The organism is Pseudomonas gozinkensis (genome assembly GCF_014863585.1).
GTDB classification, from domain to species: domain Bacteria; phylum Pseudomonadota; class Gammaproteobacteria; order Pseudomonadales; family Pseudomonadaceae; genus Aquipseudomonas; species Aquipseudomonas gozinkensis.
The window spans coordinates 6105232-6117900 of sequence record NZ_CP062253.1 but is presented as its reverse complement, the minus strand read 5'-3'; the positions used below and the strand labels follow the sequence as shown (position 1 = coordinate 6117900).

Below are 12669 nucleotides of genomic sequence, written 5' to 3'. Positions count from 1 at the left end.
GCCTGCGGGCGAGTTCATGTCGAGCGGAGTGGTTATGGGTGACCGGCACGACTACGTGGCCCTCGAATGGGTCAAGGGTGAAATAGCCGAGACGCTGAGACAGGCGCATCAGGCCATTGAAGCCGTGCTTGACGATCCGCAGTCGGTGCCCGGACTGGACGAATGCCTGGCCTGCATCCATCAGGTCCACGGCAGCCTGCAGATGGTCGAGTTCTACGGCGCGGCGCTGCTGGCCGAAGAGATGGAGCACCTGGTCGAAGCGTTGCAGAACGACCGCGTCAGCCACCGCGACGAAGCGCTGCACTTGTTGTTGCAGGCGCTGGGTCAATTGCCGATCTACCTCGACCGCGTGCAGGGCGCCCGCCGTGACCTGCCGCTGGTGGTGCTGCCGCTGATCAACGATTTGCGCAGCGCCCGGGGCGAAAGTCTGTTGTCGGAAACCAGCCTGTTCAGCCCGCAGTTGCCAGAGCTGGCGCCTCTGGGCGAGGAAACTCTGGCGCTGCTGGAACCGGCGGAGCTGCCGAATGTGCTGCGCAAATTACGCCAGATGCTGCAAATGGCGCTGGTCGGATTGCTTCGCGAACAGGATGACCAGACGCACCTCGCTTATCTGGCCAAGGTCTTTACCCGGCTTGAAGCACTCAGCGGTAACTCGCCACTGAGCCCGTTGTGGCAGGTCGCCTCGGCACTCGTCGAAGGCATGCGCGAAGGGCGGATCGCCAACAGCCCGGCCCTGCGCAGCCTGTTCAAGGACGCCGACAAGGAACTCAAGCGCCTGCTCGAACAGGGCATGCCCGGCCTCAACCAGCCGCCACCGCCTGAACTGCTGAAAAGCCTGCTGTTTTATATCGCCAAAGCCGAACATCCCACCGGGCAGATGCTGACCATGAAAGATCGCTACTCCCTGGACGACGCGCTGCCCGACAGCGCGATGGTCGACGAAGAACGCGCGCGCCTGGCCGGCCCCGACCGCGATGCCATGCGCTCGGTGCTCGCGGCGCTGTGCGAAGAACTGGTGCGGGTCAAGGAACGCCTCGACCTGTTCGTGCGCAGCGACCGCCAGCACGCCTCGGACCTGGACAGCCTGCTCGCACCGTTGCGGCAGATCGCCGACACCCTCGCGGTGCTCGGTTTCGGTCAGCCGCGCAAGGTCATCATCGATCAACTGGCGGTGGTGCTCAGCCTCGCGCAGGGCCAGCGCGAACCGAATGACGCCACGCTGATGGACGTTGCCGGCGCCTTGCTCTACGTCGAAGCGACGCTGGCCGGGATGGTCGGTACGGTGGAGCCGGAGAGCCCGGAAGACTCGCGCCTGCCGACCACCGACCTGACGCAGATCCATCAGATCGTGATCAAGGAAGCGCGCATCTGCCTGCAACAGGCCAAGGACATGATCGTCGACTACATCGACGCCGACTGGGATCGCCAGCAACTGCAAAGCCTGCCGGCGCTGCTGACCCAGGTGCGCGGCGCACTGGCGATGATTCCGCTGGCGCGGGCGGCAAGCCTGCTCGAAGCCTGCAACGGGTTTATCCGCGAGCATCTGTTGCTCGATTCTCACGAACCGGGCTGGCAGCAACTCGACAGCCTCGCCGACGCCATTACCAGCCTCGAGTATTACCTCGAACGCCTGACCGACGATCCGCAGGCACCCAGCGAACACTTGCTGGATATCGCGCAGAAAAGCCTCGCCAGCCTCGGCTTCTTTCCTGACGAACAGCCCGGCGAGCCGCATGTGCCGGTGCTCGACGATGTGCTCAGCCCCAGCGAAGCGCTGGTGATGCAGGATTTGCAGGAGCTGGACGACCCGCAGATTGTGCAATCGTTGGCGGAAGTGCTGGCCAGCCCGGTCTCTGCGGTCAACCCGCCGGCGCTGACCACGCCGGGCAGCCTGCTGCCGCCACCGGCCGATGAAGAGCCGGTGGACGACGAACTGCGCGAAGTGTTCCTCGAAGAGACCGGGGAAGTGCTCGAAGTACTGAGCGAATACTTGCCGCGCTGGTCTGCCGCGCCCGATGACCGCGCCGCCCTGAGTGAACTGCGCCGCGCCTTCCACACCCTCAAGGGCAGTGGCCGGATGGTGCGCGCGCTGGTCCTCGGCGAGCTGGCCTGGGCGGTGGAAAACCTGCTCAACCGCGTGCTGGAACACAGTGTCGAACCCGGCCCGGCGGTGCGCCAGTTGCTGGCCGACACGCTGCTGCTGTTGCCGGACCTGATCGCCGAATTCGCCACCAACGGCCAGCGTCAACGCCACGATGTCGATCAACTGGCGGCCCGCGCCCACGCGCTGGCCAAAGGCGACACGCCGCTGCCGGCCGAAGACGTGGAAGACGTCGCGGCCCTCGATCCGCTGTTGCTGGAGATCTTCCGCAACGAAGCCGAGACCCACCTCGCCAGCCTCAACCGTTTTCTCGATCAGGCCGCCGAGCATGTGCCGTTGCAGGCCAGCGACGAGTTGCAGCGCGCGCTGCACACCCTCAAGGGCAGCGCCTCGATGGCAGGGGTGTCGCCGATTGCCGAACTGGCGGCGCCGCTCGACAAACTGGCCCGGGAATTCAAGGCCCATCAACTGGCGCTGGACCTCGACGAAGTGGAGCTGCTGCTCGAAGCCGAGGGCCTGTTCCGCGTCGGTCTGCGTCAGCTCAAACACGATCCGCTGGCGCCGATTGTCGGCGCGCAGTCGCTGATCAAACGCACCGAAACCCTGCTCGGCGAGCGCCTGGAATCGATCCTCAGCGCCCCGAGCAGTGCGTTGCGGGTCAAGCGCGATCCGCAACTGATCAACAACTTCCTGGCCCAGGGCATGGACATCCTGCTCGACGCCGAAAGCCTCTTGCAGCGCTGGCAGCAGCACCCCGGTGAACGTCAGGAGCTCAGCGCGTTGCTGGATGAGCTGACCACCCTGGGCGAAGGCGCGCACCTGGCGGATCTGCTGCCGGTGGATGTGCTGTGTGAAGCCTTGCTCGACCTGTACGGTGCGGTCGAAGAAAGCAGCCTGGCGGTCAGCGAGCGGTTTTTCCATGAGGCGCAACAGGCCCACGAAGCGCTGATCAATATGCTCGATGAACTGGCCGCCGGCCAGGAAATCACCCCGCAACCGCAACGCATCCGCGCCTTGCACGAACTGCTCGACGAGAGCCTCGATCCGTCGGCCATGGGCCTGATCCGCAGCGATGGCAGCCGCACCCTGAGCATCCGCGAACTGGGCAGCGCCACCGCCGAACTGCAGCAACACCGCATCGACAGCGGGCCGGACGACGAGATCGTCGAGATCTTCCTCGAAGAGGCGGTGGACATCCTCGACAGCGCCGGCCAAGCCTTGCAGCGCTGGCTGAAGGATCCGGAAAACGGCGCACCGCTGTCGTCGCTGCAACGGGATTTGCACACTCTCAAGGGCGGCGCACGGATGGCCGAGGTCGAAGCCGTTGGCGATCTGGCCCATGAGCTGGAAGGCCTTTACGAAGGGCTGGTGGATCGTCGTTACAGCCACAGCGAAGCCTTGGACCGACTGTTGCGCCAGAGCCACGAGCGTCTGGCGTTGTTCCTCGAACAGTTGCACCGGCACCAGCCGCTGGATCCGGCGCAGGACCTGATCGAAGCGATCCGCCGCTTCCGCCAGGGCCCGAGCGCCAGTCCCGAAACACCGACAGCTTCCGTCACGCAGGACGGCCCCGGACACGACCCTGAACTGCTGGAAATCTTCCTCGAAGAAGGTTTCGACATCATCGAAAACTCCGGCGCCGCGCTGCTGCGCTGGCAGGCCGAGCCCGGCAATCGCCAGGAAGTGGAAACCCTGTTGCGCGACCTGCACACCCTCAAGGGCGGCGCGCGGATGGTGGAGATCGGCCCGATCGGCGACCTCGCCCACGAGCTGGAATACCTTTACGAAAGCCTGTCCGCCGGCACCCTGCAAGGCAGCGCCGAACTGTTCGCGCTGTTGCAGCGCGGCCAGGACCGCTTGGCGCAAATGCTCGACGCGGTGCGCGCCGGCCAGCCGTGCCCTCCGGCGGACCGGCTGATCAGCGCGATCCAGAATTTCAGCCATCCGCTGGTCGTGCAAACCCCGGCACCCGTGCCGCCGGTGGCGGTCAAGGCCGAGCCTGCTGCCCCGGCGCCCGAGGCCGGGGCGGACATGGTCAAGGTCTCCGCCGAGCTGCTGGATGAACTGGTCAACCTCGCCGGCGAAACCTCGATTTTCCGCGGGCGAATCGAACAGCAAGTCAGCGATGCGCAGACCGCGCTGCACGAGATGGAAACCACCATCGAGCGTATGCGCGACCAGTTGCGCCGGCTCGACACCGAAACCCAGGGGCGGATCCTCAGCCGCCAGCAAGTGGACGCCGAACGCCTCGGCTACGAAGATTTCGACCCGCTGGAAATGGACCGCCATTCGCAGCTGCAGCAGTTGTCCCGTGCGCTGTTCGAGTCCGCTTCCGACCTGCTCGACCTCAAGGAAACCCTCGACCGACGCACCCACGACGCCGAGAACCTGTTGCAGCAGCAGGGGCGGATCAACACTGAATTGCAGGAAGGCCTGATGCGCACGCGCATGGTGCCGTTCGAACGCATGTTGCCGCGTTTGAAACGCATCGTCCGGCAGGTCGCCGAAGAGCTGGGCAAGGACGTCGCGTTCAGCGTCGGCAACGCCGAAGGCGAGATGGACCGCAACGTCCTCGAACGCATGGCCGCACCGCTGGAGCACATGCTGCGCAACGCCGTCGACCATGGTCTGGAGTCCGCCGAAGTCCGGCTGGCGGCGGGCAAACCGGCGCAAGGGCAGATCAGCCTCGACTTGTCCCGCGAGGGCGGCGACATCGTGTTCGACATCCGCGACGATGGCGCCGGTGTGCCGCTGGACGCGGTGCGGCGCAAGGCGATCAAGCGCGGTCTGCTGGCGCCGGACGCCGACATCAGCGACCGCGAGGTGTTGCAGTTCATTCTCCAACCGGGGTTTTCCACGGCCGAGAAAATCACCCAGATTTCCGGGCGCGGCGTGGGTATGGACGTGGTGCACGAAGAAGTCCGGCAACTGGGCGGCACCATGAGCATCGACTCGGTGCCGGGGCAGGGCGTGCACTTCCGGATTCGCCTGCCGTTCACCGTGTCGGTCAATCGTGCGCTGATGGTGCAGTGCGGCGAGGATCAATACGCGATTCCGTTGAACACCATCGACGGCATCGTCCGTGTGCTGCCGAATGAGCTGGACGGGCATTTCCGTCTCGATCCGCCGAGTTATCAGTACGGCGGCCAGCGTTATGAGCTGTGCTACCTGGGCGAGCTGCTGAAAACCGCGCCACGGCCAAAACTGTCCGGGCAGAGCCTGCCGGTGCCGGTCTTGCTGGTGCAGTGCAACGACCGGCACATCGCGGTGCAGGTCGACACGATGGCCGGCACCCGCGAGATCGTGGTCAAGAGCCTCGGCCCACAGTTCGCGTCGGTGCAGGGCGTGTCCGGGGCGACGATCCTCGGCGATGGCCGGGTGGTGCTGATTCTCGACCTGCTGGCGCCGATCCGCGCGATGCAGGCGCGGTTGCCGCAGCGTCCGGCCAGTCACGAAATCGAAAGCGAACCGCAGAAGCCGTTGCTGGTGATGGTGGTCGACGATTCGGTCACGGTGCGCAAGGTCACCAGCCGGCTGCTCGAACGCCACGGCATGAACGTGCTGACCGCCAAGGACGGGGTCGATGCGATGTTGCTGCTGGAAGAACACATGCCCGACCTGATGCTGCTCGACATCGAAATGCCGCGCATGGACGGCTTCGAAGTGGCGACCCAGGTGCGTCACGACGAGCGCCTGCAACACCTGCCGATCATCATGATCACCTCGCGCACCGGCCAGAAACACCGCGACCGCGCGATGGCCATCGGTGTCAACGACTACCTCGGCAAGCCGTACCAGGAATCGGTGCTGCTCGAAAGCATCGCCCTGTGGAGCAAAAAACATGCATGAACGCCGGCACAACCAGCGCACCAGCCAACTCACGGGGCTGCTGCTGCCGCTGGCGGATCGCAACCTGATCCTGCCCAACGTCGCCGTCGCCGAGCTGATCGACTACCAGTCCAGCGCCTTCGATCTCGACACGCCGCCGTGGTATCTGGGCCGGGTGACCTGGCGCGAGCGGCAGATTCCGTTGCTGAGTTTCGAGTCGGCGTGCGGCAACAAGATCGTCATCGGCGATCGCGCACGGATCGTCATCCTCAACGCCCTCGGCGGGCGGCCGGAATTGAAGTTCATTGCGCTGCTGGTGCAGGGGATTCCGCGCTCTTACAAGCTCGACAGCCAGTTGAGTTATGTCGACGTGCCGTTGTGTGCGCTGGAGCAGGCGGCGGTGCAGGTGGGGGAGCAGGTGGCGAAGGTTCCGGATTTGTTGGCGCTGGAGACACTGTTGGTGGACGCGGGGCTTGTCCACTGATCCAGAGTGTGTGGCGATCTCACTGGCCTCATCGCTGGCAAGCCAGCTCCCACAAGGTTCTGGACCGTTCACAAAAACTTGGCTCACCACAATCACTGTGGGAGCTGGCTTGCCAGCGATGAGGCCAGTATTCATTACGCTGAGCGTAATGATCCGCCGCCGCGCTTGATTGATGCCCCCAGCCGACACTCCTAAGGTAACTCCACGACAGCGAACCCCGTGGAGTGAGCATGACAACAACAATATCCCCCGACTCGCGCTGGACGCGGCGGCGTGACGAGAAGCAGCGCCGCCTCGACAAGGTGCGCGGGCTGGCCGACGGTGCGGTGTTGCCCACCGACAGGATCGTCGCGGCGCTTGAGGCGCTGATCCTGCCCGGCGACCGTGTGGTGCTGGAGGGCAACAATCAGAAGCAGGCGGATTTCCTTTCCCGTGCGCTGGCCAAGGCCGATCCTGAAAAGCTCCACGACCTGCACATGATCATGCCCAGCGTCGGTCGATCCGAGCATCTGGACCTGTTCGAACGCGGTATCGCCCGCAAGCTCGATTTCTCCTTCGCCGGCACCCAGAGCCTGCGCATCAGCCAGTTGCTCGAAGACGGGCTGCTGGAAGTCGGCGCGATCCACACCTACATCGAACTCTACGCCCGGCTGGTGGTGGACCTGATCCCCAACGTCGTGCTCTCGGCCGGGTTCATGGCCGACCGTGCCGGCAACATCTACACCGGCCCGAGCACCGAAGACACCCCGGCATTGATCGAACCGGCCGCGTTCAGCGACGGCATCGTCATCGTCCAGGTCAACCAACTGGTGGACGACGTCAGCGAACTGCCTCGCGTGGACATCCCCGCATCGTGGGTCGATTTCGTGGTAGTGGCGGACAAGCCGTTCTACATCGAACCGCTGTTCACTCGCGACCCTCGCCACATCAAGCCTGTGCACGTGCTGATGGCGATGATGGCGATCCGCGGGATCTACGAAAAACACAACGTGCAGTCGCTGAACCACGGCATCGGCTTCAACACCGCGGCCATCGAACTGATCCTGCCGACCTACGGCGAATCCCTCGGCCTCAAGGGCAAGATCTGCCGCAACTGGACGCTCAATCCGCACCCGACGCTGATCCCGGCGATTGAAAGCGGCTGGGTCGAAAGCGTGCACTGCTTCGGCACCGAACTGGGCATGGAAAACTACATCGCTGCTCGCCCCGATGTGTTCTTCACCGGGCGCGACGGCTCGCTGCGTTCCAACCGGATGTTCTGCCAACTGGCCGGGCAATACGCGGTGGACCTGTTCATCGGCGCGACCCTGCAAGTCGATGGCGATGGTCATTCTTCAACCGTAACCCGAGGCCGTCTCGCCGGTTTCGGTGGCGCACCGAACATGGGGCACGACCCACGCGGTCGCCGTCACGGCACTCCAGCCTGGCTCGACATGCGCCATGACGATTCGCAGCAACCGATGCTCGAACGCGGCAAGAAACTCGTGGTGCAAATGGTCGAGACCTTCCAGGAGGGCGGCAAACCGACCTTCGTCGAAACCCTCGACGCGGTGGAGGTGGCGAAGAAAAGCGGCATGCCGCTGGCGCCGATCATGATCTACGGCGACGACGTCACTCACCTGCTCACCGAAGAAGGCATCGCCTACCTGTACAAGGCGCGTTCGCTGGAAGAGCGTCAGGCGATGATCGCAGCGGTGGCCGGCGTCACCGCCATCGGTCTGCGGCACAACCCGAAAGACACCGAACGCATGCGCCGCGAAGGCCTGATCGCCTTGCCCGAAGACCTCGGCATCCGTCGCACCGACGCTACCCGCGAATTGCTGGCGGCGAAGAGCGTGGCCGATCTGGTCGAGTGGTCCGGCGGTCTCTACAACCCGCCCGCCAAGTTCAGGAGCTGGTAATGCACGCACTCAACCTGCAACCGAAAACCATCACCCTTGCGGAGCGGCTGGCGGATCTGGCCGTGGACGCGCTGATCGACGAAGCTGACCTGTCGCCGAAACCGGCATTGGTCGACCGTCGCGGAAACGGTGCACACACCGATCTGCACCTCGGATTGATGCACGCCTCGGCACTGGCGTTGTGGCCGGCGTTCAAGGAAATGGCCGAAGCTGCGCTTGAGTTCGGCGAGATCGGCTTGCCGCTGCGCGAAGCCATTGGCCGCATCGGCCGGGAAGGCGAGCAAGCGATGCTCGCCACCACCAACGGCGTGAACACCCATCGCGGGGCGATCTGGGCGCTGGGCCTGCTGGTCACGGCTGCTGCGCTGGATACCAAGTCCACCAGCGCTGGCGCCGTCACGCTGCGCGCCGCGCGTCTGGCGTTGCTCGATGACCGTGATGCGCCGCGCCCGCTGAGCCACGGTGCCCAAGTCGCCCAACGCTACGGCGCTCGCGGTGCCCGGGAAGAAGCGCAACTTGGCTTCCCGTCCGTGGTGCAACGCGGTCTGCCGCAGCTCAAGCGCAGCCGCGCCGCCGGCCATGGCGAACAGAATGCCCGGCTCGATGGCTTGCTGGCGATCATGACCGACCTTGCCGATACCTGCGTCCTCTATCGCGCCGGCGTAGAGGGCCTGCACGCCATGCAACACGGCGCCCGGGCGGTACTCGACGCCGGTGGCAGCGCCAGTCTCACCGGTCGTCGTCGCCTGCACGAACTGGATCAACAACTCATCGCATTGAATGCCTCGCCCGGTGGCGCCGCCGACTTGCTCGCCGCCACTCTGCTGCTTGATCGAATCGAGCGCGACGGCATCCTTCAGGGAGCGTTTTGATGGAAACCTTATCCTTTGAATTCCCCGCCGGGCAGCCGCCACGCGGTCGGGCGCTGGTCGGTTGTGTCGGCTCGGGTGATCTGGAAGTGCTGATCGAACCGGGCCTGGCCGGCAAGCTGACAATCAACGTGCAGACCTCGGTCAACGGCGCGCAGCAGCGCTGGCAGCATCTGTTTGCGCGGATGTTCGACGGCACCACGCCGCCGGCGATGGCCATCGATATCCACGACTTCGGCGCGACTCCGGGCGTGGTGCGTCTGCGTCTGGAACAAGGCTTCGAGGAGATCGGTCATGACTGATACCTCAGCGCTTTTGCACAAACACAGCTTCGTCGAACTTGGCGCTCGTCAACGGGCGAAAGCCTTGCTCGACGCCGGCACCTTCCGTGAACTGCTCGACCCGTTCCAGCGCGTCATGTCGCCGTGGCTCGAACGTCAGGGCGTGGTGCCGCAGGCCGATGACGGCGTGGTGATCGCCAAGGGCAGCCTCGACGGTTTGCCGGTGGTGATTGCTGCCATCGAGGGTGCATTTCAGGGCGGCAGCCTCGGTGAAGTCGGCGGCGCAAAGATCGCCGGCGCACTGGAACTGGCCGCCGAGGACAACCGCAAAGGCCTCCCGACCCGCGCCATCCTGCTGCTGGAAACCGGCGGCGTGCGCTTGCAGGAAGCCAACCTCGGACTGGCGGCGATTGCCGACATTCACGCGGCAATTGTCGATCTGCAGCAATACCAACCGGTGGTCGGTGTGGTGGCCGGCAGCGTTGGTTGCTTTGGCGGGATGTCGATTGCCGCTGCGCTGTGCAGCTATTTATTGGTGACCCAGGAAGCACGCCTCGGCCTGAACGGCCCGCAGGTGATCGAGCAGGAAGCCGGGATCGAGGAATACGACTCCCGCGACCGGCCCTTCATCTGGAGCCTGACCGGCGGTGAGCAACGGTTTGCCAGTGGCCTGGTGGATCGTTACGTCGCCGATGATGTCGCGCAGATTCGTGGGCAGGTCGGCGAGTTGCTGCAACAAGGCCTGCCGGAGCAGCCTCGCAGCCAGCGGGCCGAATGGTTCCTGCAACGGCTGGCGAGCCTGGACACTGACAAGCAAGTCGAGCCTTCGATGGTTCGCCATCTGTATCGAGGAGAGCGCTCATGAGTGGTTATTCCGTGCGCGGTTTGAACTGGTTCAACGCCTTGAGCGCTGGCGCGAATGCCGTTCAGGGTTTGCCGGCATCGCTGAAAGTCGCTGACGGTGAGCTCGGGCGGTTTATCGCGGTGGTCGCCGATCCGCAAAACCGTTTCCCTCGCGCTCGCAACGGCGAAGTCGGTTTGCTCGAAGGCTGGGGCCTGGCCAAGGCTGTAGATGACGCGATCACCGCTGACCGTGACAAAGCGCAAAAACGTCCCTTGATCGCCATCGTCGATGTGCCGAGTCAGGCCTACGGTCGCCGCGAAGAAGCCTTCGGCATTCATCAGGCCTTGGCCGGTGCGGCGGACGCTTACGCCCGTGCGCGTCTGGCCGGGCATCCGGTGATTGCGCTGCTGGTGGGCAAGGCCATGTCCGGGGCGTTTCTGGCCCACGGTTATCAGGCCAACCGCTTGATCGCCCTGCGTGATCCGGGGGTGATGGTGCATGCGATGGGCAAGGCTTCGGCGGCGCGGGTGACTTTGCGCAGCGTCGAAGAACTGGAAGCCCTGGCGTCCAGCGTGCCGCCGATGGCTTATGACATCGACAGCTACGCCAGCCTCGGCTTGCTCTGGGAAACCCTGTCGGTGCAGCAGATCGAACAGCCGACGGCGGAGGATCTGGCGCGGGTCGGCGAATGCCTGAAGCAAGCCATCGGCGATGTTGCTGCGACTGACTTGAGCAATCGTCTCGGCGCGAAAAATCGCGAAGCCTCAAGCCGCGTACGTGAACTGTTGAGGGCGCAGTGGTGAGCACGCCGCTGGCCCACGACCTGCTGTGGGGCATGACGCCGGCGCAACTGCCGGCGGATGCGCCGCAGTGGGCAATTGAATCGCTGGCTGCCGGGCAACCGGTGGTGGTGCGCCGTGCCGTGAGCGCTGAAGGTCTGATTGCGGTTGGCGTGCGCGGTGTATTGCGCGAGCAGCGGTTGGCGGCGTTTATGTCTGTCGATTCGATTGCCTGTCGGGTCAGTCCCGAGGCGCTTTGTCATGTGGACAGCGAGCGTGATCTGCCGGTCATGCAGGCGCTGCGGCAACTGCGGCCGATGCTCGACGATTGCGGGTGGATCTGGGGTGTCAGCGGCAGTGTCGGGTTTGAACTGGCCAGCGGTTTTACGGCAATGCACGAGGCGAGTGATCTCGACTTGATCCTGCGTACACCGCAACTCATCACCCGTAACCAGGCACGCAAATTGGTCGCGGTTTTCGATCAGGCGAGCTGCCGGGTCGACATGCAGTTGCAGACGCCGTTCGGTGCCGTCGCCCTGCGCGAATGGGCCAGTGCCTCGGCGCGGGTGCTGTTGAAAAACGCCCATGAAGCCTGTCTGGTGTCTGATCCGTGGAACCCGCAGGAGCAGGCAGCGTGAGCAGTTTGCTGGTGTTTCCCGGTCAGGGCGCGCAGCAGCCCGGCATGCTCCAGCGTTTGCCTCGGGAAACGCTGATCGAGGCCAGCGATAGCCTCGGTGAAGATGTCTTGCGGCTGGATTCCAGCGAAGCGTTGCGCAGCACCCGATCGGTTCAGCTCTGCCTGCTGATCGCCGGGGTTGCAGCCTCGCGGCAGTTGTTGCAGGACGGACTCCCCGCAGATTACGTCGCCGGCCTGTCCATCGGTGCGTATCCGGCAGCGGTGGTCGCCGGAGCATTGAGCTTCAGCGATGCGCTGCAACTGGTCAGCCTGCGTGGCGAGTTGATGCAGCAGGCTTATCCACAGGGCTTCGGCATGACCGCGATCATCGGTCTGCAATTATCCACAGTCGAAACGCTGCTGGTGCAGGTGCACGGCGCAGAAACACCGGTGTACCTGGCCAACATCAACGCCGATAACCAGGTGGTGATTGCCGGCAGTGACAAGGCGATGCAAGCGGTCGCCGAGCTGGCACGCAGTCGTGGCGCCGGGCTGGCGAAACGTCTGGCGGTCAGTGTGCCGTCGCACTGCCCGTTGCTGGATGAGCCTGCGCAAACCCTCGCCGAAGCGTTCAAAAAGATAGAACTGAAAACACCGAAAATCGCTTACCTGAGCGGCAGTCGCGCAAGGCCTGTGACCAAGGTAGAAGCGCTGCGCGACGACCTCGCCTTCAACATGTGCCGCGTGGTGGACTGGCGCGGCACCGTACAAAGCGCCTATGAGCGCGGTGTGCGACTACAGATCGAACTGCCGCCCGGTGCGGTGCTGACCGGGCTGGCGCGCCGGGTGTTCGAACAGGGAACTGTCACTGCCTTCGACAGCGCCCGGCTCGACACCTTGCAGGCGCTGTTGCGTGAAGAGGAGGGCCGACGACCCTAAATCACCGACTCAGGCTTCGAACAACAA

Annotated in this window: 9 protein-coding genes; all 9 read left to right on the top strand. The window is 64.5% G+C overall.

Annotated features, from left to right (window positions below; translation table 11 throughout):
* The first annotated feature begins 34 nt into the window (after positions 1 to 34).
* The 9 genes from IHQ43_RS27310 (at position 35) to mdcH (ending at position 12642) form a co-directional block, all read left to right on the top strand.
* On the top strand, positions 35 to 5950 hold the full coding sequence (locus IHQ43_RS27310) for an Hpt domain-containing protein (RefSeq protein WP_192562713.1): 5916 nt from the start codon (positions 35 to 37) through the stop codon (positions 5948 to 5950).
* The gene (locus IHQ43_RS27305; protein ID WP_192562712.1) at positions 5943 to 6413 is read left to right on the top strand and encodes a chemotaxis protein CheW; all 471 of its coding nucleotides are present in this window, start codon (positions 5943 to 5945) and stop codon (positions 6411 to 6413) included. The genes IHQ43_RS27310 and IHQ43_RS27305 overlap by 8 nt, the downstream gene beginning before the upstream one ends.
* Positions 6414 to 6643: 230 nt before the next feature.
* Positions 6644 to 8314 carry a malonate decarboxylase subunit alpha gene (gene mdcA, locus IHQ43_RS27300; protein WP_085689631.1) on the top strand — a complete coding sequence of 557 codons (1671 nt, stop codon included), beginning with the start codon at positions 6644 to 6646 and terminating at the stop codon, positions 8312 to 8314.
* Positions 8314 to 9186 carry a triphosphoribosyl-dephospho-CoA synthase gene (locus IHQ43_RS27295; RefSeq protein WP_192562711.1) on the top strand — a complete coding sequence of 291 codons (873 nt, stop codon included), beginning with the start codon at positions 8314 to 8316 and terminating at the stop codon, positions 9184 to 9186. Before mdcA ends, IHQ43_RS27295 begins: the two co-directional genes overlap by 1 nt.
* Positions 9186 to 9485 carry a malonate decarboxylase subunit delta gene (locus IHQ43_RS27290; RefSeq protein WP_003229075.1) on the top strand — a complete coding sequence of 100 codons (300 nt, stop codon included), beginning with the start codon at positions 9186 to 9188 and terminating at the stop codon, positions 9483 to 9485. Before IHQ43_RS27295 ends, IHQ43_RS27290 begins: the two co-directional genes overlap by 1 nt.
* Positions 9478 to 10329, top strand: coding sequence for a biotin-independent malonate decarboxylase subunit beta (locus IHQ43_RS27285; protein ID WP_192562710.1), 852 nt, complete (start codon positions 9478 to 9480; stop codon positions 10327 to 10329). Before IHQ43_RS27290 ends, IHQ43_RS27285 begins: the two co-directional genes overlap by 8 nt.
* Complete coding sequence (mdcE, locus tag IHQ43_RS27280) at positions 10326 to 11111, top strand: biotin-independent malonate decarboxylase subunit gamma (RefSeq protein WP_192562709.1); 786 nt, start codon at positions 10326 to 10328, stop codon at positions 11109 to 11111. The genes IHQ43_RS27285 and mdcE overlap by 4 nt, the downstream gene beginning before the upstream one ends.
* Positions 11105 to 11725, top strand: coding sequence for a malonate decarboxylase holo-ACP synthase (locus tag IHQ43_RS27275; protein ID WP_192562708.1), 621 nt, complete (start codon positions 11105 to 11107; stop codon positions 11723 to 11725). Before mdcE ends, IHQ43_RS27275 begins: the two co-directional genes overlap by 7 nt.
* Positions 11722 to 12642 (top strand): malonate decarboxylase subunit epsilon, encoded by a 921-nt coding sequence (gene mdcH, locus IHQ43_RS27270; RefSeq protein WP_192562707.1) that lies wholly within the window; start codon positions 11722 to 11724, stop codon positions 12640 to 12642. The genes IHQ43_RS27275 and mdcH overlap by 4 nt, the downstream gene beginning before the upstream one ends.
* The last annotated feature ends 27 nt before the right edge of the window (positions 12643 to 12669 follow it).